We start from the raw sequence: 22,029 nt of genomic DNA, 5'->3' as shown, positions 1-22,029 counted from the left end.
GCGACGGGTCGCATAAAGAGGCGAAGTCACCTCTTTATACTGTTTGGATAGTGATCAACCTTTACCGCGAGTACGGTTTGAATTTGGTTTTGCGTTTTTTTCGATAAAGTCGAAAATCATCCCTGCAATGTCTTTATTTGTTGCTAACTCGATGCCTTCAAGACCTGGTGAGGAGTTCACTTCCATCACTACAGGACCGTTTTTCGATTGCAGGATGTCTACGCCACATAGGTTTAAGCCCATTACTCTTGCTGCATTAACCGCCGTTGCACGTTCTTCTTTACTCAATCTGACAAGTTGAGCAGAACCACCGCGGTGAAGGTTCGAGCGGAACTCACCTTCTTTTGCCTGACGCTTCATTGCTGCAATCACCTTGTTGCCCACAACGAAACAGCGAATGTCAGCGCCTTTAGCTTCTTCAATGAACTCTTGAACCATGATGTTCGCTTTTAAGCCCATAAAGGCTTCAATCACACTTTCTGCTGCTTTATTGGTTTCAGCAAGAACAACACCAATACCTTGAGTACCTTCAAGTAGTTTAATGACCAGAGGAGCACCGCCAACGTTTTTGATCACGTCCTGAATGTTGTCAGGGTGGTGAGCAAAACCAGTACGTGGTAAGCCGATGCCTTTGCGAGATAAAAGCTGCAAAGAACGTAGCTTGTCACGTGAACGGCTGATCGCTACCGATTCATTGACACAAAATGTACCCATCATTTCGAATTGGCGTACCACAGCTGTGCCGTAGAAAGTGATTGAAGCGCCGATACGTGGAATAACCGCGTCGTATTGTGGCAATTCTTCACCCATATAACGAATCTTAGGGTTGTTACTCGTAATGTCCATGTAGCAGTGCAGAGTGTCGATAACATCAATTTGATGTCCACGCTCTTCGCCTGCTTGCTTTAGGCGCATGGTTGAATATAAATTCTCATTACGAGAGAGAATAGCAATACGCATGGCTGTTCCTTTGTAAGTCAGTACCAGGTTAAAAATATAAGTATAGAGTATAGAATGCAGCAGGCTGATGATATTGATATGACATAACCTACATACTTCAACGAGTTAGAATGGTGGTTGGACAACCACGTCGTTGAGGGTGTGCACATTAGATTTTTTCGCTGGCAGATGAAAACGAAAAAAACTCGTCGTGACGACAAATATTTTTTATCGAACTGGAGCGAATTACGATGGGTAATCTCTAGCAAAGAGCAACGATGATGGGTGGTAAAAATGATAAAACCCCGCCTGGTTTCCCAGACGGGGCTTATTCTTTTTCGCAGCAATCCGGCTACTAAATAGGTGCTCCCTGCATCTATCCTTGATAATGGCTAAGTCCTTTAACCGAGTTCCCTGTTCATCGCCTTCCTAGCGGTGTCCATTCTAGCCTGTCATCCTGACGGGCGAACTCTATCCTAGAGCTTAACTACATCCTTGCTGACAACTCATCCTAAGCTATCAAATCTTCATCCTGAAGATACCTAATCCTTTAGGCTTTTTCCTGTTCCTGCCAACATCCTGTCGACACACTCAGTATTCATGGTTTGTGGTTTTGACTCAATCCTCTATTTGCAATTATTTTTGAAATCGATTGCATGAATGAAATTATTTTTATTTATAAACAATAATTTAATGTTGTTTTCTGGCTTTAATCTTAGTGTGCTTTAATCCATTTGCTTACACGCTATGTAAGAGATCTCGCACAAGTTATTGGGCTAATATCGTAAGTATGAGGGTTTTGGATGAACTGGCTGATTTGCTCTCGATCACAAACCGGTCTATATATCCTGGGAGATCAATATTCTCTGCTGAGCAAAGTTTTCATTGTTCTAAGAGAAGTAATAAGTGAGTTCAATGGAAGACTTTGTTGTATCGCAGGTTTTTATCTCTGAGTGCTAGACTTTTGCGTTAAGAGTGTGGTAATTGATTATATTCCACCTCGGAAATTCTTATTAAGATTTGGTGACAGTAAAAAGAAGGAACTTGATTGCCATTTTTCTGTCATATCAGGTGAGTAGGTTGACCGTGTAAGGAAGATAATATTTTATTTGCTCAAATATTATCGATAGTAAAAAGACCATTATTGTCATTATGTTGTGAATTTGGTCACGGTTAATTGGTTGATTCCTATATAGATTTAACGGAATTGCAAACCTTAGACAATAAGCTCAACGTGAGCGTTACTTATATAAATAAGGGAGATTACTATGAAAAAGATGAGAAGAGCTCAGTTACATCGTGTTCGTATTCAGTATTGGAAAGATGCGAAAGATGAGACAGCTAAAAAATCATAGTTAACTACTTTCGACGTCAATGGGCTGGCAGTGGAATACAATATTCCCAGCAATTGCCAGCTCTAAAATACCCTCCTAGCGTTACTTTCCTTCATACAAAAAATAAAAAAGCCGATCCGAAGATCAGCCTTTGTATAATTTCCTAGCTCAGTTTCCCTGTCTGGAATTACAAGTAGTTGGCATCTACCAGTTCGCCAGCTTTTGCAGTTTTTACTTCAGGGCGTGCTTCCAGCCAAGCCAGAACTTGCGCTTTTTGCTCTTCAGTTGCATTGCCGTAGCGCTCAGTTGAGCACAGGAAGCCTTCAAACAGTTCCAGACCACCACCGCCAAAGCACAGACCCAAACCGTCAATGTAGTCAACAAAGTCATCAACGAATACATCGTAGCGGTCGAAGTCATTGATGTCTGTTTCACAGCTGATTTCGAACCCTAGGATTGCGAATTCGCCTAAGAACAGTTTTTTACGGATACGACGGCTTTTGTTATCGATTTTTTCTAATTTCATAACTATCTCTCGTAGATGATCTTATTACGCACACGTTATACCTTCTATAGAACCATATCCCAAGTAAAATTCTATTAATACGACATGTTTGGTTGTTCTTTGTGCAAGCGAAGTCTCGTATTCTTCCGTATTGATAGAGTGTTTAACCGCGCTAGAGTCGATTTGGTGAAGAAATAATTCAGCAACATAACCTTCATTTATCTTAATTATTATTGTCACAATGTTTCTCCAAACTTCCCCTCGTTCAACTACTTATAAAATCTAATTTAAAATTAAATCAAATATTGGGAAAGTGAGATCATGAGTAAGGAAACGTTCAACGCAACGCGCTTTAACCACAGCAATAACAAACCTTTTGAAGAAGTATTAGAAGCGAGTCTATCTCGTCGTAGCATTTTGAAAGGCGGCTTGGGCATCAGTGCGATGACTGCGTTTGGTGCTTTTGGCTTGGCTGGGTGTAATTCATCTAGCTCAGGTACTTCGACAAGTGCTGCGTCTGGAGTATCAAAAGCAGTACTCAACTTTGAATCGATTCCTGGTTCGTTAACGGACGCAGTTTCTATTCCATCAGGTTACACCGCGCAGGTATTGGTTCCGTGGGGGACACCTCTAAATGCTCAGGGTAACGCATGGAAAAATGACGGTTCAAACACCAGTTCTGACCAGCTTAACGCATTAGGCATGCATCACGACGGTATGCATTTCTTCCCATTGAATGACAGCACGACTGATGGCTTGCTATGTATCAACCATGAATACATTGATACAACAGCGCTGCATCCGAATGGTCCAACGGTTGAGAACAATGTTCGCACCATCGTTGACGAAGTTCGTAAAGAAATCAATGCTCACGGTGTATCTGTGGTTCGTATCCAACTAGAAGACAACATGTGGAAACTGGTTGATGCTGATCCACTTAACCGCCGTTACACGGGTGCGACAGTGATGGATCTATCTGGTCCAGTTGCGCACACTGAATTGACGGTAACACGCTTTTCTCCAGACGGCAGCCAAGCTCGAGGTACGCTGAATAACTGTGGTAACGGATACACACCTTGGGGAACTTACCTAACTTGTGAAGAGAACTGGCCAGGCTATTTCGTTAACGCGGGTACTCGTACAGAAGAGCAAGATCGTATTGGCATTGAGTCAGGAAGCACTCGCTACTTATGGGAAACTCTAGCTGGTAACGCTGAAGAGCGATTGGATGAGTTCACTCGTTTTAACTTAGCACCGACAGGCGCAAGCTCAAGTGACGATTACCGCAACGAAGCTAATGGCCATGGCTATATTGTTGAAATTGACCCATACACGCAAAACTCTCGTGCGAAAAAACGTACTGCGCTAGGTCGTTTCCGTCACGAAGGCTGTGCATTCGGTAAGCTGGAAGAAGGTAAGCCGGTTGTATTCTACTCTGGTCACGACTCTCGCTTTGAATATCTTTACAAATTTGAATCAGCTGCTGCCTGGGACCCTGCTGATGCAAACCCAGCGAATCGCCTGGCAACAGGTGATAAGTACATGGATGAAGGCACGCTTTATGTTGCGCGCTTCAATGAAGACAGTACAGGTACATGGCTGCCACTAACGCTAGATAGCGTCACAACCTCTGGTGGCACACTGGCGGATAATTTTGACTCTTTAGCAGAAATCATTCTCAACACTGCAGGCGCTGCTGACTTAGTGGGTGCAACGCCGATGGACCGCCCGGAGTGGTGTACTGTAGACCCATTTACTGGCACGGTTTATCTGACACTGACTAACAATACTCGTCGTACAGAAGATACCAATGCGGCAAACCCACGCTTAAACAATAAATTTGGTCACGTGATTCGCTGGGATGAAGGCGATTCTGCTACCGAGTTTAGCTGGGATATCTTTGTGTTTGGTTCACCAGCAAATGGTGATGCTGACACTAACCGCTCAAGCCTAACGGAGTTAAACCAGTTCGCAAGCCCGGATGGTTTGTCTTTCGATGGCCGTGGCATCCTTTGGATTCAAACGGATAACGGTGCAGACGAAGTGACCTCTTACACCAACGACCAAATGTTGGCAGTCGTACCATCGAAACTGACGGATGAAAATGGCGACCAAGCGACGATTGGTGTGGATAACCAAGCCGAACTGAAACGCTTCTTTGTTGGTCCAAACGGTTGTGAAGTGACTGGCTTTACCATTAGCCCAGATTACAAATCATTGTTTGTAAATATCCAGCACCCGGGTAACTGGCCATACAGCGATGATGCAGCAGAAGAAACACCTGCTGGTACAACGGTTCGTCCTCGTGCATCGACAGTTGTGATTCGCCGTGAAGACGGTGGTGAAATCGCAGTATAACTGCCGCCTGTAAACGGTTTTAAAAAGCCCTGCTTGTGCAGGGCTTTTTGTTTTGTAATCAATGCAGAAATCTACTTAGAAAGAGAAAGTGTGCTGGTGAGCGTGTGCATAGGAGCCCCTGGGAGGTCATGATATTGACCAAAAAGCGTAACTTGATTACGGCCAGAATGCTTAGAGTGGTATAGCGCGACATCAGCTTGAGTCAGTGCCCTGTCCATCGTACTGCTTTGTACGAGTTCACTGACCCCAAAACTCATCGTAATTTTGAACTCAAATGACTGAAGGGATGTTTCATTTTCTATCGCCGTTCTAATTTGCTCTGAAAAAATTTTTGCCTGATCTAATTTGTCTAAAATAATCATCAAGAACTCATCACCGCCCACACGAACGACACATGCGGATTCAGGCAACTGTTTTTTAAGTATGTTGGCTATCTTTTCCATCACCTGATCGCCAGCAGTATGTCCAAATTGGTCGTTAATTGCTTTAAATCGATCAATATCGGCCATCACGACACTAACAGGAAGGTTATGTTTACTCGCGTCTTTGAGCAGACACGGAACGATATCTTCCAATGCTCTGCGATTGTAGAGACCGGTTAACGCATCGCGTAGAGATAAGTCATTAATCGATGCAACAAGGCGAGCATTAATTAACCACAAAATGTTAAAACTTAAAGCAACGATCAGACAGATACTAAATAAGAAAGTAAGTTGGTGGATAACGCCTGCATTCATAAAGCTAGCCATCTCTGGTGCAAATATACTCCAAAGTGCTCTTGTTCCCATAAAAGCGCTATAACAAAAGAAAGAATAGGCCATGGTTTTTACAGGAAGGTTTAGATCATTTTCTTTACCTTTGAGCATCGCAATGCCACTGCATAATGTCACCAAACACAGATAAACACTTAGGTAGATAACGCGACTTTTGACCGAAGGTTCGTAAAAAGTGAAGTAATAAAATGAGGCGCTAATCAAGGGGATAAAACACGCCATAATGTGGGCGAGTTTAAGAGGAAAAGAACGGAAAATACTCACACTATAAAGCGTGAGTAAGAAGCCTATTAAAATAAGCGTATTGGCCACGATAATGGTGACCCAGTCGGGAGCGGAATCTCTGAGTCCAAGCAAAAATGGTCCGAGACCAATAAACAACAAAGAGACAGAAAAAGTGCTCAATCCTTTTATTTTATTCTGTGTGTATTGGTAACATAGGAGGCTAATAGAACAGATGCAAGAAAACAAAATAACAATAAAGTTAAGTGTTCTTACATCTAAATAGTGATTGTCCATAGGCGCTCCGTAATGAGTTATCACTCAGGTAACTCCTTTACCTGAGTTTAACAAATAAGCCCCTAATATATTAACTTAATTATATATAGTTGTCTTATGTGTAACCGCTATTCTTTGACCAACGCCAGAGTCTCCCCTTTGTTTTCGTTTGGTTTAAACAACAGGCCGAGCCCAGCAATGACGACGCTCGGTACAATCCAACTGGCAAAATCATTGTAGAGAGGCAGGTGAGCGCTCATCCATTGATCAATGGATTCAGGCATATTACCCAGAATATGCATTGCATCGACACAACCAAATAGTAGTGCGATGAACGCTGTGAACACCACCATTAGTTGGGACATTTTATTACGCAGTGGAGCCATCATCATTAAGGCAATCGCGACTGGATGAAGGGCAACCACTACCGGTAAGGTAATTGCCAGAAGTTGTTCTAGTCCAACGTTGGCAATCAATCCTGCCAATACCATTGTTGTGATGACACTGCCTTTGTAGCTTACTTTATTAAAGGTCTTGTCATAGAACTCGCTTCCTGCCGTGGTGACACCAATAGCCGTTGTCAAACAGGCTAAGACCATGACTGCGCCTAATAAAAGCGAGCCAAAAGCGCCAAAATGACTGAAAGTAAACGCTGTTAGAATCTCACCACCGTTACTGAATTCATTGCCCAGGTAAGTACTCGTCGAGCCAATGTAAGCCAAAGAAATATACACAAACGCCATGGCAACGGCATACATAAGAGCGGCGATTAAAGTGTATTTTGCCGTTGCTTTTCGGCAGTTTATTCCCATGCTTCTAATTGCGCGGAAGATGATCCAACCAAAGCCAATTGATCCCAGTGCATCCATCGTCATGTATCCCTGAGTCAGGCCTTCTGCAAAAGCACCTCCTACGTATGGTCCCGTTGCGTGAGTGGAATCACCCACAGGGTAGACCAGAGCCGTCACTGACAAGACAATTAAGATTGCCATTAAAGCGGGTGTCAGAACTTTTCCGAGATTGTCTATCAACTTACCGGGATATAGGGCAAACAAAATGGTAACTACGCAGAACACGGCGGTGAAGGGGATTAATGCTGCATCACCAAGCATCGGCGCAAAGCTAAATTGATAAGCCACGGTAATAGCGCGTGGAATTACGAATGCCGGACCAATGACGATGAAGACCATTACCCAAAAGCTGGTGGCTAATGGTTTGGGTAAAGCAGCGGTTAATTTATCTGAGCCATTAACAATCGCGACGATCACCAATGCCATTGCAGGTAATCCCACTCCGGTCAAAAGAAAGCCTGCCATACCGCTGAGAAAGTTTTCGCCAGCCAGATACCCCAAGAATGGAGGGAAGATAAGATTACCCGCGCCTAAATACATGGCGAAAGTCATAAAGCCTAAAGCAGCGATATTGCGTGCGCTTAACATTGTTATTCCTCTTGTGTTTCGCTTGAAAGAAACTGAAAGGAATGGGGAGTGTGTAGTGACCCGTCAGCTTCTTATCAAGCTGACAGAAAGTGTGGTATTGCCTGTCAGCCCTGAATCAGTTTCAGAGAGAGCAGGAGGATCGCAGCAGCAACACCTGAAGGGCGTTTTAATGCAAATGTTGATTGCATGGTCGCTGACATGAGAGATCCTTATATAGTGAAAAATGCCAAGGGACACGTTTGCCTTGGCTTATCGCTACACTAACGAACATTACGACCTTGGCACAACCCTGCAGAGGAAAATAAGTTGATACGGTTAAGGTTTGTTTTTAGGTTGGGATTATAAACTGGTTTTTTAGAGTTAAACTGGAATATATAACTACTAGGTTTTGGCTTGGCATTTTAGGTTATGGCTTTCTGCTCTCCATTTGGATTTTTTCGCTACAACAAATTGTTCAAAAGGTAAGCAGATTCCCATTGTCCTAATCTGTGCTTTACGATGAAGACATTTTTTCAGCACAATTTTAATGAAAGCGTAGTTCGGGGTGTATTTTTCATAGTGACCCTGGAGAGCCGTGACAATTTCTTATGTCGGATAAACCAATGTTGTTTCGTGTGGCAGGCTACGCGGTATTCTCTGTCAATTTTGTTTACAGTGGCGGTAATTTAAGTTGCAGCAGTCTTAACTCTGGGTTTTTATTTGAGGTCGTATGAAATCAGTTTATGACTATATTGTCGTCGGCGGTGGTATCGTTGGCGTGTCTACCGCTTGGCAATTACAACAGCGTCATCCTGATCGTTCCATTTTGCTGGTGGAGAAAGAGTCTGGTTTCGCAATGCATCAGACCGGACACAATAGTGGCGTGATTCACGCTGGTGTTTACTATGCTCCGGGCAGCCTGAAAGCCGAATTTTGTAAACGAGGCGTTGAGGCTACCATCGCATTCTGCACCGAGCACGGCATTCCGGTTGAGAACTGTGGCAAACTTTTAGTGGCGACCAGTGAGCAGGAAGTCGAGCGAATGAATGCGCTCTATGAACGTTGCCACATCAATGGCATCGAAGTTGAGCTACTTGATCAAGCGCAGTTAAAGCTGGCGGAGCCAAACATCACGGGGTTAGGCGCGATTTATGTCAAAGACACAAGTATTGTTGACTATCGATTAGTGACGAAACACATGGCGAAAGCGTTCCAAAAGCTCGGTGGGCAAGTTAGCTTGCGTACTCAAGTGGTTGCGATTGAAGAAAAAGATCAAGAGGTACAGCTTACTTGTGTTTCTGACGGCCAGTCGATGCAACTGAACTGCAAGATGTTGATGACTTGCAGCGGGCTGATGGCTGATCGCATGACTAAAATGATGAAGATTAAGACCGATTTTCAAATCATCCCGTATCGTGGTGAATATTATCGTCTGGACAGCAAACACAATCATGTTGTGAATCATCTTATTTACCCCATTCCCGATCCTGACTTACCGTTCTTAGGCGTTCATCTGACTCGCATGATCGATGGCTCTGTTACTGTGGGGCCGAATGCGGTTCAAGGCTGGAAGCGAGAAGGATACGCTAAATTGAACTTCAGTTTTCGAGATACATGGAGAATGCTACGCTTTGCCGGCTTTTGGAAAGTGTCGAAAAAACATTTTAAAACGGGTTTAGAAGAGCTGAAGAACTCTTGGTGGAAGTCTGGCTACTTACAGCTGGTCAACAAATACTGCCCCATTATCCAAGTTGAAGATCTTAAACCTCACCCAGCAGGTATTCGGGCTCAGGCTGTGTTATCCGATGGCACATTAGTGCATGACTTCCTGTTTGCAGAGACTGCTCGTAGCCTGCATGTGTGTAATGCGCCGTCACCAGCCGCAACGTCAGCAATACCTATCGGAGAATACATTTGCGATAAAATCGATGCGAAGATAAAAGCGAAAGTCGATATAGGCGAAGAGCGCTATTGATGAGATGTTTGTGAGAGGCTCTCGGGTTATGCAAGCTCGAGAGCAATACGTACGAACTGCTCATCTTGATATTGAACAGCGTAATTAAACGTGTTGTTGGCGTAAATACTACCAAGGAATAGTGAACGCTGACTCATAGGGCCACGGAAAAGCATCGAAATAGGTGCGATCAGGGCATTATTGTCGTCGAAATGCTGGTTTAAGTTCTCAGAGAGGACGCACAGCAGACAGCCATGTTGATCATGCGACAGATCGACATCCTCCGGACGAGAGAGTAATACGGTAGTGCCTAATTTCTTTTCGATTTCATTAATAAGTAGCAGGTAGCTATCTAAATGTGGCTGAGGGTTACTTGGCTTGTCTGCTCCCACACAGCGTTCCAGCAATACTTCTAGATTACCGTTTTCCCCTTTAGCTTGCTGAGTCAGCGACTTTAATGGCTTTTTAATCAGCTTGTAGCGATTGCTTTTCAGCTTTGGTTTAAGCCATTTTTGCAGCAGATCATTACGTTCTTTTAAAGCGATAGGGCGAGAAGAAGCATGAATTTTAAAGTGTAGATGCAGTAAAGCATGCACAGCAAGTTCGCTCAGAAGTTGGTTTGCATCTGCGGATGGTCTTGCCTGCTTAGAACTTTGCATTACTCTCAAACGAAATCAAAAGAAGAAGGATAATGGTGCCGAGAGAGGGACTCGAACCCTCACACCAAAGGCACTAGCACCTCATGCTAGCGTGTCTACCAATTTCACCATCTCGGCATCATGATGCTCTGTAGTTACAGAGGCTTCGGAAAGAAGCGATTCAAATTGTATAACCAAATTCCATCTCTTGGCGAGTGTAAAGTTAAGCATTTTTGGCCATTCTAGTTTGATTGCGCATTTATTGGCCGTTTTCCGCTTTTTTAGCCAAAGGAATTTTACTTATAGCCCTGATTTAGATATGGACATTAACGAAAAATGTCTGGATTGCATGAAATATGAACGCTTGAACGTTTGCTTTTATAAATGTGATGAATATCTCTTTTTATTGACTATACTGTCGTCCCGTTTAAACGGGATTTAGGGTTTCGTTGTTCAAGGCCCTTACCCATACAAGCCGTCACATGGAGCAGGCAGAGTAAACAACTCGCCAGCAGTGAATGACCCCACGGACCGGACCAGCTCCCTTTAATTGCTTGTATAAGGTAAAAATAAGATGTCGAACTATTCGCTCTGTCTATATTCACATTCGCTGAGTGTGCCATCACTTAATACGTTGAGTCATTCTTTCACCAAGCTCTTTGGTGCTTCTCTTTTCGTTCACGTAGTGTAGGCCGAGTCATGAGTATCCTATTTAGTTTATTTGGTATCGCTGCACTCATTGGTTGTGCTGTTCTTCTTTCCGAGAGTCGTTCATCTATTAACTGGAAAACGGTACGCCGTGCATTACTGTTACAAATGGCTTTTGCGGCGTTAGTGCTTTACTTCCCGATGGGGCAGGCGGCACTTGCGAGTTTGAGTAGCGGTGTTGCCGGTCTGTTGAGCTTTGCAGACGAGGGCATTAAGTTCCTGTTTGGTGACTTAGCTTCTACTGGCTTTATCTTCGCTATCCGTGTCCTGCCTATCATCATCTTCTTCAGTGCGCTTATCTCCGCCCTTTACTATTTGGGCATTATGCAAAAAGTTATTCAGTTTATTGGCGGTGCTATCCAAAAGTTTCTTGGTACTAGCAAAGCTGAGTCTTTGGTTGCAACGGGTAATATCTTTTTGTCTCAAGGTGAATCACCGCTTTTGATTCGTCCATTCTTATCCAGAATGACACGATCTGAGCTGTTTGCGGTTATGGCCGGTGGCATGGCATCTGTCGCGGGCAGCGTCTTAGGTGGTTACGCAGGATTAGGGGTCGAGCTGAAGTATCTGATCGCAGCGAGCTTCATGGCTGCACCAGGCAGCTTGATGATGGCTAAAATCATCGTACCTGAGCGCGAACAGCCGAGCGATTACAGCAATATCGAATTGGATAAAGCGGACGAAAGCAATGTCATTGATGCGCTAGCAAGTGGCGCAATGGGCGGTATGAAAGTTGCGGTTGCAGTAGGCACCATGCTGATTGCATTCGTCAGTGTCATTGCTATGGTGAATACCGGCCTTGAAAACTTAGGTAGCGCGTTTGGCTTCTCGGGCGTGACGTTGCAAGCTATTTTTGGCTATATGTTCTCGCCTTTGGCTTGGTTAATTGGCGTCCCAACTCATGAAATTCTTGCGGCTGGTTCGTATATTGGCCAAAAAGTTGTGATGAACGAGTTCGTTGCATTTATTGATTTTGTACAGCACAAAGCGGCGTTGTCTGAGCATACTCAAGTTATCATTACCTTCGCTTTGTGTGGCTTTGCAAATATTGGCTCGATAGCGATTCAGTTAGGTTCCATCGGAGTTATGGCTCCTGAACGTCGTAAAGATGTTGCGAATATGGGACTAAGAGCGGTTGCGGCGGGTACGTTAGCTAACCTGATGAGCGCGTGTTTAGCGGGCATCTTTATCTCTCTGTAAAAACACTCGCTTCATTTAATACGAAAACCCGCCGTTATGGCGGGTTTTGTTATTTTTGCTCTTTCGGTACCAAACCATAGGGTATCGATTGAAACGATTTGGGAAATGATTGGTAACTCGGCCCTTGGTTGACGCCTTTCCAGTCCAGCAGCATGATAGCTAACACGTTTCGATGTTCACCAAATTTAAGATCAAAACTCCCTTCGACTGACGGGATCAAGCCTTGCTCTTTATCCAGAGCTGCTCGTATCGCATTTCGTGTCTTTTCTACCACAGGGTCATGCGTTAGCCCTGCTAGAAGGAAAGAAATGCCAACTTCCGCAATGACATCTTCTTTGCATCGAAGCAGTATGGTATCGATGTTTTTGCGCAAGTAGTCGAAAATCCACTGATGCTGTTGTTCACTTACCTGTTTTTGGTAGTACTGAGAATCGGCAAAAATAATGTGCGTCATGCCGTATATTTTGTTCCCATACTGTTGAGTCGATAGCTTCTTATCCTTGTCGTCGGGATAGGTTGCTTGAAACGCTTGTGTAAACGCTTCAACCACATCTTGCTCTCCGAGCTGTTTTAGCCAATACACTTGATTGGCTAACTGCGCCGCCCAAGCTTCGATCATCTCTTGGTCAGTGGCGTATCGAGTAAAATCATACCTGCGCAACACTTCTCTGAGAGTGGTATCGTTTTTGTGTTTCAAACCGTATTCGTCTGCTCTTGCCATTGCGCCGAGCAAATCAATGCCAAGGTATAAATACTCTGGGTGGTGCTTTGTCACCGTATACCGCAGCTGGCCTCGCTCATCGTCTTTATTTTGATAGCTTGTCAATCGTTGTGACGCATACAAAATGATCTCTTCGGGCTGGACGACTTCGGAGGACAGTTTATTTAACCGGCTCGCGACTTGCGCCATATCTGTCCAAACAGCGGGTAGGTATTTTGGGTCCTGCGTCTGTCTGTACATACGCAGACCAAAATGCCCCTCTTTAAACGGAGGAAGAGTGAAAAGTTCCCGTTCATAAGTATCCCGAATTACTTGCGCTGATTGAGCGTAGCTTAAGGGAGGAGATTCAACCTCGTTGGCTTGAGTTTGAAAGATGAGAGAGCATGATAGTAAAAACGCTAAACTAATAGGCTTGATACGCATAATTTCATTCCATGAAAATCTTTTCTAAAGTTATCACCAATACTTACATGAAGTGTAAAAGGTTGGTCAATACTACAAAATATGTCGAAAAGTCAGGTTGATGCGCTCACCTTTGGGCTTTGAGGTTTTGGGAACGCAGTGGCGCCAGTGGTGTTGAAGCTCTCCGGTCATGATCAATAAAGCACCATGAGAAAGATCGTATTCAATCTGGGTTTTACAATGTAAATTCCTTAGCAAAAATCGTCGACTGTCACCTAAATTTAGCGAAGCGATCACCGGATTTCGGCCTAGCTCGGGCTCGTTATCTTGATGCCAACCCATAGAATCCTGACCATCGCGGTATAAATTGGCCAATACCGAGTTGAAAGTTACTTCAGCGATGGCTTCACAACGCGCTTTGAGAGTAAGCAGTTCGGGTGTCCACGGATAAGGGGTCATTGTCAGCCCTGAATAGGTGTAAGCGGCGTCGCCATGCCAAGCTTGCAGCCGAGGTTGCAGGACTGACTTGCCAAAGATGTTAATTCGTTCTTGCTGCCATGGTAATGTTTTCCTGAGGATAGCAAAAAAGTTGTCGGCCTCGGCTGCTTCAAGAAAATTTGGATGATAATAGAGTTTACCTTGCTGCACTTCTTGCCAGAATGAGCTGCTAAATAAGTCATCTTGTTGCATTTTTTACCGCTCTACGTATAAATTTTTTAGATTATTGTTACCTTTATGATAGCTAATGAGTATTATTTGATTAAATAAGAATTTTAACAATAAATGAAAGCGTCTCGCAGCGGTATGCGAGATAGTGGGGAGCCAATGCGCCACTTTCCCAAGAAACAGTATTACTTTGCCTTATTCTTCCTGATTTTTTTCGTTTTGTTTGTCGGAGTTGTTGAACTATTACATCAAAACCAAAAAGAACATAACCGAGAGCAATTACTCGCTGAAGCCAAAGATCAACTTTCTATCCTCCGATCCAACCTGGAGGCAGGCCTTATGGCCGACATTTACCAAGCCAGCACTTTAGGTACGTTAGTGACATTGCTACCTGAAAGTGGTGCGCGCGAGTTAGGTATCGCCGCAGAACGTATTCTGAATAAAAGTAAGAATATTGATGCCATCGGTATCGCAAAAAATGACGTTATCAATCATATGTTTCCACTCAAAGGTAATGAGAGTGCGCTCGGGCTGGATTATAGAACAGTTCCGGAGCAATGGGCGCAAGTGAAAAAAGCCAGAGAGATTCAAGAGATATTCATCGCGGGGCCCGTTACGCTGGTGCAGGGTGGGCGAGGGTTGATTGTTCGAGTTCCTGTATTTCGAGATCCGCCAACAAATAGTGATTATTGGGGCGTTATCAGCGCGGTTATCGATTTTGATAGTTTGCTTAAAGAAACAGGCATTCTCGAGTTTTCTCATCGTTATCCTTTGACGATAAGAGGCTATGACAGTAGTGGTGTATCTGGCGATATCTTTTTTGGGGTGCCGAATTTATCAAAGACAAGGTACGCGACAGAGACGGTTTACTTCCCTTTTGGAAGCTGGAGTTTATCCGTATTCTCAAGTGATACATTGGAACAGCAACTGCCGTGGTACGAATTCCATGTGGTTAGAATTCTTGGCTATTCGGCTTTGTTGGCTTTGAGCGTTACGTTTATTGTTATTTATCGTCTGTATATCATCGCCGACACTCGTGCCTTACATGATGAGCTGACAAAATTGCCAAATCGTCGTTATTTCATGCAGTCCTATAAGCAGCAGTTTGAGCTCGCTCAGCGCTATAAAAAACGATACCACTTTGCTTTGGTGAACATCGACCTCGACCACTTCAAGCACATCAATGATACGCATGGTCATGATGCTGGCGATACCGTTTTACGAGAGACAGCGGAACGCATTAAAGGCAGTTTACGTCGTTCTGATATGGTTGCTCGTATGGGGGGAGATGAATTTTTAGTTGTTGTTTATAACCCAAAATCAGAACAGAGCTTGTTGGCTTTACTACAGAAAATCGAATCAGCGATTTGCACGGCTCCGGTCATTTACGGGCAGGAATTCATTAAACTGCATGTGAGTATGGGTTACGCGATGTTTGAACCTGGAATGACCTCGCCAGAACAAATGTTGAAAATTGCCGACGAAAGAATGTATCAACACAAGCATGGTAAGCATCAAGCGGCTAAAGCTAAATTAGGCTAATCGGAAGCCGCTCTCGTTTTAAGACCTGGCGATCACTGTGATTTCGCTGCTTGGTTGGGCGGTGTTCTTTTTGAGAAAGTAATTAGTAGCAATGCGGTTGGTAGCATATTTGCATTACGTTGCGTTTTGCAATTGCAATTTGCAAAAATCCTGGTTAATAAAACAACGATATGCATCTGGATCGTTTAAAATACGGGATTTAAAAGTTGGCACGCATCGTGCTTATATATGAGTGACCCTTATTAAGCCGAGGGTCACCTAGCCAACTGACGTTGTTAGTGAATGCAATTTGTTCACAAGTATATACCGCCAATCACGATTATTGTGATTGGCGTTTTTTCTTTCTAGAGGTTGAGAATGTTCACCTCATCTCCTGTTTGATCTGCTTCACCACACTTGCTGTAACAACTTGGCTGTCTTGGACAAACCGCACCTCTCGAGCAGATCAGTCTTGCCTGAGTCTGTATTCCACGCTCTATCCAGTTAATATTTAAAATTTTGGCTATGGTCGTTAAATCCTTTTTGATGTGTGTCGGAATAACACTACTGCCACCTGACGCCACACACAGGGACTTCAACTCTTCTGCGATAGAAACGGCATCACCACCTTGCGCAGTGATCGCTGGATTTAAATCGATACCAGCACACAACACGCGGTTGTTCCCTGCCGGATCAAATACATTGACTGACTCACAGCAGTAAATGCGTGGTTCATCACCGACATTAAGAATCGAGATTTGAGCCGAGCTGGTATCCAGTGGCTGCGCTAAACGGCGGAACACCGCCCAATGTTGGCAAGGATCGTTTACTTTGCGCATGTTGCCCCACGGTAAAGGAATACCATTCCCTCGATATACCGCTTTGAGCTTTCCTGGGCCGTAGGCATCAAAATAATGCCAATGCGGGTAAGGTGAAACCACCGTCATTCGGCGCATGGCCACAGAAGGAGAAACCCCGGCTTTTTTGTGTACGTCGATTTCGTATCCAGAGCGGTCGAGCAATTGACGAAACGGTACTTTAGGGCACAGCAGCGCACCCGCAAAGAAGCTCGATTCAAAATCACGCCAAGCCTGCAGAATATCTTGTGAATTCAGCTCCGAGTTGGACATTGGGCTGTCCATTTGCTCCCAGTTGTTCTGATGCCCAATGGTGAGTACGTTGTTCATCGCATCACTGCTGTGTAGAACTCGGTGACCAATGTAGACCGCCAGATCATATTTCAGTCTGGTCGGGTAATCGCGCATTCGCTTGTTGAGGTAAATCGTTCCTGGCGCTTCCATAAACGAGGTGATCAACTGTTTAGCACTCACGCCAAGCTCATCGATCACATCTTGAGGTGCTCGGTCTACCCATCGGATGTCGAGCCCCATGCTCTTGGCAATATCGATCAAGTCTTCGACCGAAAGGTTCAAGCGTTTAAGACCGACTTCTTCAGCCGCTCGCTCTAGATCAGGAAAGTGGTTCTGATGATTCTCTTGGTGAGCTCGAATCAGTAAGTGAGCAAACTGGCGTCCTGTAATTCCTGTTTGGGAGAGCATTTCAGGAATCGCAATCTGAAGAATATCATTAGAAAACAGGAAACTTGGCTCCAGCGCCATGCCACTAATACCACCACGGTTACCTTTATTCGGGGTAATGGCTTCGAGTTCCGGTTCATCATCTAAAAACCAAGCGGGATCTTTTTGGAAAACTTCCGCGATCACTTCCAGCATATCGATGCTCGGGACACGTTTTCCACGTTCAATCATAGAAAGATAAGAAACCGAAGGCGCGTACTCTGGATTGATCCTTACACAGCGAGCAGACAAATCTTCCATTGTTAAATGGTTGTTTTTTCTCAGGTTACGTATTTTCGTACCGAGAAAATGAGACTGACGAATTAAGCTTTTTGACACAGACATTTTTGTAAAATTCACACTGTAAAATTTTTGTTGTGAAATTGTAGTAAATTATTCGCTAGTCTACATACTAAGCAGACAAGGAAATTAACCATCAACTTCACAGAATTGTCTGAAACTTAAACAACAGAATTAAGTAAGTACTCTAGGACGAGTTTTTAGTGCGAGGATATGACGATGAATATGCTGAACTTCGATAATAAAGAAATGCAACAACAACAACGCCCATTTATCGCTGAAGCTGTATTTGCCGTCGAAGCGGTAAGTGCTGAGCAACAGAGCGAAAAACAAGTAAAAGCTAAGCAACTACTAGACCGTATGTTCCCTTTGGAGAACGGGTCACACCAAGACGTATCAAGCTACGTAATTGATTACCGTCATGTATTAGCTTACTTCAAAGACGGTTCTCACAGCGGTCTGGCAAGTCCGAAACATTTTGTGGCGTACACTGGTGAGAAAGAAGATCCTAAATCGATTTTGCTTAAAGATGAGTCAGGTAACCATGTTGAAGTAATGTTCGGTTGTCACAAAGGCACGGGATGTGTTGAACTGATGGACATTGATGACATTCAGTTAGAAACCCGCATCACGTTTAACCCTGAACTGACTGGTAATGCGCCAACGGCAATGCGTCACTGGATTAGCCTGGTAAAAGGTGACAAGAAAGGTAAGCCGATGGCTTGCAGTGAAGACAAAGAATACACGGCTAAAAATGGTGAAGATTACGTTCTGAGCTACTGCTACAACGTAGACTAATCTTCTGAATAAGCCAGATAAACAAAACCCTGCACAATATGCAGGGTTTGTTGTTTTTAAAGCGAGCAAGGTAAAGCCGTCGCACACCTTTGCACGCTTTGATGCTAGATAGGCATGACTCGATTTCGACCTAACATCTTGGCATCATAAAGTTGTTTATCTGCTTTGGAAACCAGAGATTCCGCTGTCTCTCCAGGTTCAAATTCTGCCACACCAAACGACGCTGTTATGCTGTGAACCTGAGTGCCCGTGCGTTTATCTTTTACTCGTAGTTTTTCAATCATACGGCGCAGCGTATCAGCATATTGACGTGCAATACGCAGCGATTTGTTCGGTACAATTAACGCAAACTCTTCACCGCCAAAACGATAAGCACAACTTCCATCACGACAGCTCTGTTGCAGTCGTCGAGCAATCGATTTAAGAACGCTGTCACCGAAAAGGTGGCCATAACAATCGTTAAATTCTTTGAAATGGTCGATATCAAGCATTATCAGACTCATCGACTGATTTGCATCGACTAACGCGACGAGATCTGAATCAAAAGCGCGACGGTTGTAGAGGTTGGATAGCCCATCAAATAGGGCGTCTTTTTGTACTTCTGCCAGTTGGGTTTTGAGGCGAGAAATCTCTTCACTGGCGTTGGTGAGCTGACTATTTAAAAACTTAGTTGAATGACGAATCTCATGCGCATCCTCTACGAACTGATGGACGGCGTTCATGACTTCCTCAATGCTCACATTGTTATCTTGAACTTTTTCTAGCTTGTTGACGCTCTTGTCTACCATGTCTGAAAATGTGGAGGTATCTGAAATCGTATCATCCATTGAACTTGATATTTCGTTCAACAACACTTCTATATTGTTTCTTAGATCGTCAAGACTGGTTTCCGCTTTATTTGCCACATAACGCTTATAGAGATTCTTCGTGGCAGCTGGCGGACAAACATCGTAGCTTTTTAACACCGTATCCATCTCTAGATTGAGATCTGGAATGGCGTTATCCACGTAGGTATACCAAAGCGCGTAGTTAGCTGGAGTTGCTGCTACGTAGTTTTTGATCATTAGTGGCACCGCTTTTTTTAAGTTAGCGGTTGATTTCTTAAACTCGTCAGTCATTTCTGAGATGAAAGTAACAAAATGGAATTAGTCTTAGAGTAGCGGAAAATGGAAAGTATCGCTTTAAATATTTGAATGCTTTATACAAAAATGAGTGATTAGGGTAATTATTGATAATTTAAAAGGCAGAAAACCCAAACCAATGACTAGAAGCAATAATTATTCGCATAAGGAATGATAGATGCGATATGAGACAGTTAGACTGATACTGGGTGATCAGCTCGATAGTGAGCATTCATGGTTTCAGCAAGTGGATGACAACGTACTTTTTCTGATAGCTGAACTGAAGCAGGAAAATACTTATGTGACGCATCATATACAAAAAGTATGTGCATTTTTTTCTGCCATGGCGCAGTTTGCGAAAGAAAAACAGAGTGAAGGCCATCATGTATTGTATTTGACTTTAGATGACACCCAGCCTTTTGAGAACCTAGAGCAATTGTTAAAGCACTACGTTAAAGAAGTGGGAGCGGTTAAGTTTGAGTATCAAAGACCGGATGAATACCGGCTATTGGAACAGTTAGCGAATGTAAAACTAGAAGGCGTGGTTACGCGTTGTGTCGATACTGAGCACTTTTTACTGCCATTTGAGGAAATAGAGCCGCAGTTTCCGAAAGGGAAGCACGTCACGATGGAGCATTTTTATCGCCGCATGCGTAAGCGTTTCAATATTTTGATGCAAGACGGCAAACCTTTGGGTGGAAAGTGGAATTACGACGCGAACAATCGCAATAAACTCAAAGTAAAAGACATCGAACAACTGCCTAATCCGCTGATGTTTAGCTTAAACGTGCATGAGATTATTGCGCGCTTAAAACGACACGATATCCAGACGATAGGCAAACTCGACGCAACTCTGCTGTGGCCAGTTAACCGTACTCAGAGCTTATCTCTTCTGGCGCACTTCTGTCAGGTCTGCCTCCCTTTGTTTGGACGGTTTCAGGACGCCATGACGGGCGAGCATGATGCGAAGTGGAGCCTTTACCACAGCCGACTATCTTTCTCGGTGAACAGTAAATTACTGCATCCGAAGGAAGTGATTGATGCTGCGCTTCGTGCCTTTGAGGCGAACCCCAATATCGATATTTCTCAGGTCGAGGGCTTTATTCGTCAAGTTTTAGGCTGGCGAGAGTACATAAGAGCCATTTATTGGGCGAATATGCCACAGTATCCGCAGAAAAATGAGCTTGGGGCGTCACGCCAACTGCCCGGCTACTTTTGGAGTGGTGAAACGAAAATGGCTTGTATGCGTAATGCGATTGGACAGTCACTTGATTACGCCTACGCACACCACATCCAGCGTTTGATGATCACGGGTAATTTTTGTTTGCTGACAGAGATAGATCCAGACCAAGTGGATGAATGGTACCTTGGTATATACGTCGATGCGATTGAATGGGTGGAAATGCCCAACACCCGAGGGATGGCCTTGTTCGCCGATGGTGGCATTGTTGGCACTAAGCCCTACGCCGCCAGTTGCTCCTACATTAATAAAATGAGTGACTATTGCAAAAACTGCCATTACAACAACAAAGCTCGCAGCGGAGAAGGCTCATGCCCATTTAACAGCTTGTACTGGCGCTTTATGCACAAACACGAGAAGCGCTTAGCCAGCAATCCGCGAATCGGGATGATTTTCCGTTCGTGGGACAATATGGAAGAGTCGCAACGTCAAGCCATTCTGGATACTGCTGAGCAATACATCTCAGACTTGGAGAACTTGTAATGAAAATTCTGGTTGCTGGTGGAAATGGTGGAATCGGGTTGGCGATAGTGCAAGAAATAGGAAGACGATTTCCGGCTGCGGAGGTTCATGCTACCTATCGTCGACAAAAGCCAGACGTTCATCAAAGTGGAGTGATTTGGCATCAAGTAGATGTCAGCGATGAATCTCAAATAAGAAGCTTGAGTGAGTCTGTCTGCGAGGTCGATTGGGTGATTAACTGCATTGGCATGCTGCATACCAAGGACAAAGGGCCAGAAAAGAATTTGAGTTCTCTGGACGCCGAGTTTTTTCTTCAATCGGTCACGGTTAATGCCTTACCAACTCTGCTGTTGGCGAAATATTTCACACCTGCCTTGAAACGCAGCCACTCGCCAAAATTTGCTTCAATATCGGCAAAGGTTGGCAGCATCAGTGACAATCAACTTGGCGGCTGGTACAGCTACCGAGCTTCCAAGGCCGCGCTCAATATGTTTCTTAAAACCATGTCGATTGAGTGGCGTCGCACGGTAAAGCATGGCGTGGTTTTAGCGCTTCACCCCGGTACGACGGATACGCCTCTATCTGCACCTTTTCAGGCGAATGTGCCTTCAAATAAGCTTTTTACGCCACAGAGAGTTGCGTCTGATTTGATTCGGTTGATAGAAAAAGCAGCCCCGCAAGAGAGCGGGGCATTTTGGGCGTATGATGGGGAGAGTTTACCTTGGTAACTTCTTTTTACTACGACGCCGTTAGTGAGGACTTACTACGGCGACAGCGCTCGGAGCAATAAACCACTTCTGCCCAACTTCGTTGCCATTTTTTGCGCCAGGAAAACGGCCGTTTACAGATAGGACAGGTTTTCGTAGGTAAATGCGCTTTAAACCCCTTCATACTTT

Annotated in this window: 17 protein-coding genes and 1 tRNA gene; 7 read left to right on the top strand and 11 right to left on the bottom strand. The window is 44.2% G+C overall.

What is annotated here, in order from left to right:
* Window positions 1-54: 54 nt before the first annotated feature.
* Together rimK and DBX26_RS20480 are read right to left on the bottom strand one after the other, a co-directional pair.
* A complete protein-coding gene (rimK, locus tag DBX26_RS20490) occupies window positions 55-960 on the bottom strand; it encodes a 30S ribosomal protein S6--L-glutamate ligase (protein ID WP_014233536.1) in 906 nt (301 codons plus the stop codon).
* Between the two features lie 1,500 nt (window positions 961-2,460).
* Complete coding sequence (locus DBX26_RS20480; protein WP_014233538.1) at window positions 2,461-2,799, bottom strand: YggL family protein; 339 nt, start codon at window positions 2,797-2,799, stop codon at window positions 2,461-2,463.
* A 300-nt stretch (window positions 2,800-3,099) separates the two neighbouring features.
* Between DBX26_RS20480 and DBX26_RS20470 the strand changes: the two genes are divergently transcribed.
* Window positions 3,100-5,136, top strand: a complete 2,037-nt coding sequence (locus tag DBX26_RS20470; protein WP_118120752.1) for a PhoX family phosphatase — start codon at window positions 3,100-3,102, stop codon at window positions 5,134-5,136.
* A gap of 71 nt (window positions 5,137-5,207) precedes the next feature.
* On the opposite strand, the gene DBX26_RS20465 is transcribed toward DBX26_RS20470, so the two are convergent.
* A complete protein-coding gene (locus tag DBX26_RS20465; protein WP_118120751.1) occupies window positions 5,208-6,428 on the bottom strand; it encodes a GGDEF domain-containing protein in 1,221 nt (406 codons plus the stop codon).
* Between the two features lie 107 nt (window positions 6,429-6,535).
* Window positions 6,536-7,846, bottom strand: coding sequence for a branched-chain amino acid transport system II carrier protein (gene brnQ / locus DBX26_RS20460; protein ID WP_118120750.1), 1,311 nt, complete (start codon window positions 7,844-7,846; stop codon window positions 6,536-6,538).
* A 709-nt stretch (window positions 7,847-8,555) separates the two neighbouring features.
* Here brnQ and lhgO point away from each other — a divergent pair.
* The gene (gene lhgO, locus DBX26_RS20455) at window positions 8,556-9,800 is read left to right on the top strand and encodes an L-2-hydroxyglutarate oxidase (RefSeq protein ID WP_065300681.1); all 1,245 of its coding nucleotides are present in this window, start codon (window positions 8,556-8,558) and stop codon (window positions 9,798-9,800) included.
* Window positions 9,801-9,826: 26 nt separating this feature from the next.
* On the opposite strand, the gene DBX26_RS20450 is transcribed toward lhgO, so the two are convergent.
* A complete protein-coding gene (locus DBX26_RS20450) occupies window positions 9,827-10,438 on the bottom strand; it encodes a DUF2913 family protein (RefSeq protein ID WP_014233545.1) in 612 nt (203 codons plus the stop codon).
* 33 nt (window positions 10,439-10,471) lie between these two features.
* A tRNA-Leu gene (locus DBX26_RS20445) sits at window positions 10,472-10,555 on the bottom strand.
* A 561-nt stretch (window positions 10,556-11,116) separates the two neighbouring features.
* Here DBX26_RS20445 and DBX26_RS20440 point away from each other — a divergent pair.
* Window positions 11,117-12,325 (top strand): NupC/NupG family nucleoside CNT transporter, encoded by a 1,209-nt coding sequence (locus DBX26_RS20440; RefSeq protein WP_020334653.1) that lies wholly within the window; start codon window positions 11,117-11,119, stop codon window positions 12,323-12,325.
* A gap of 49 nt (window positions 12,326-12,374) precedes the next feature.
* On the opposite strand, the gene DBX26_RS20435 is transcribed toward DBX26_RS20440, so the two are convergent.
* Both DBX26_RS20435 and DBX26_RS20430 read right to left on the bottom strand, forming a co-directional pair.
* Window positions 12,375-13,469: a DUF3541 domain-containing protein gene (locus DBX26_RS20435; protein WP_118120749.1), complete on the bottom strand. Its 1,095-nt coding sequence runs from the start codon at window positions 13,467-13,469 to the stop codon at window positions 12,375-12,377.
* Between the two features lie 72 nt (window positions 13,470-13,541).
* The gene (locus DBX26_RS20430) at window positions 13,542-14,138 is read right to left on the bottom strand and encodes an alpha-ketoglutarate-dependent dioxygenase AlkB (protein ID WP_020334341.1); all 597 of its coding nucleotides are present in this window, start codon (window positions 14,136-14,138) and stop codon (window positions 13,542-13,544) included.
* A 135-nt stretch (window positions 14,139-14,273) separates the two neighbouring features.
* On the opposite strand from DBX26_RS20430, the gene DBX26_RS20425 reads away from it, so the two are divergent.
* Complete coding sequence (locus tag DBX26_RS20425; RefSeq protein ID WP_162889778.1) at window positions 14,274-15,656, top strand: diguanylate cyclase; 1,383 nt, start codon at window positions 14,274-14,276, stop codon at window positions 15,654-15,656.
* A gap of 344 nt (window positions 15,657-16,000) precedes the next feature.
* Here DBX26_RS20425 and DBX26_RS20420 read toward each other — a convergent pair whose 3' ends face one another.
* Entirely contained in the window at window positions 16,001-17,557 is a 1,557-nt protein-coding gene (locus tag DBX26_RS20420; RefSeq protein WP_014233550.1) for a DUF3612 domain-containing protein, read from the bottom strand.
* Window positions 17,558-17,731: 174 nt separating this feature from the next.
* On the opposite strand from DBX26_RS20420, the gene DBX26_RS20415 reads away from it, so the two are divergent.
* Window positions 17,732-18,310: a malate synthase gene (locus tag DBX26_RS20415; protein ID WP_014233551.1), complete on the top strand. Its 579-nt coding sequence runs from the start codon at window positions 17,732-17,734 to the stop codon at window positions 18,308-18,310.
* Between the two features lie 104 nt (window positions 18,311-18,414).
* Here the strand turns inward: DBX26_RS20415 and DBX26_RS20410 are convergent, their stop codons facing one another.
* Window positions 18,415-19,428, bottom strand: a complete 1,014-nt coding sequence (locus DBX26_RS20410) for a GGDEF domain-containing protein (protein WP_118120747.1) — start codon at window positions 19,426-19,428, stop codon at window positions 18,415-18,417.
* Window positions 19,429-19,609: 181 nt separating this feature from the next.
* Here DBX26_RS20410 and DBX26_RS20405 point away from each other — a divergent pair, with 181 nt between their 5' ends.
* Together DBX26_RS20405 and DBX26_RS20400 are read left to right on the top strand one after the other, a co-directional pair.
* Window positions 19,610-21,154 carry a cryptochrome/photolyase family protein gene (locus tag DBX26_RS20405; protein WP_118120746.1) on the top strand — a complete coding sequence of 515 codons (1,545 nt, stop codon included), beginning with the start codon at window positions 19,610-19,612 and terminating at the stop codon, window positions 21,152-21,154.
* Window positions 21,154-21,861: an SDR family oxidoreductase gene (locus DBX26_RS20400; RefSeq protein WP_118120745.1), complete on the top strand. Its 708-nt coding sequence runs from the start codon at window positions 21,154-21,156 to the stop codon at window positions 21,859-21,861. Before DBX26_RS20405 ends, DBX26_RS20400 begins: the two co-directional genes overlap by 1 nt.
* Before the next feature lie 10 nt (window positions 21,862-21,871).
* Here DBX26_RS20400 and DBX26_RS20395 read toward each other — a convergent pair whose 3' ends face one another.
* Window positions 21,872-22,024, bottom strand: coding sequence for a DUF2256 domain-containing protein (locus tag DBX26_RS20395; RefSeq protein ID WP_118120744.1), 153 nt, complete (start codon window positions 22,022-22,024; stop codon window positions 21,872-21,874).
* Window positions 22,025-22,029 lie beyond the last annotated feature (5 nt).

Origin of the sequence: Vibrio sp. dhg (assembly GCF_003443775.1) — a bacterium.
Lineage (GTDB): Bacteria > Pseudomonadota > Gammaproteobacteria > Enterobacterales > Vibrionaceae > Vibrio > Vibrio natriegens.
The sequence above is the reverse complement of the archived record's forward strand: the minus strand, read 5'-3'. Positions and strand labels throughout refer to the sequence as shown.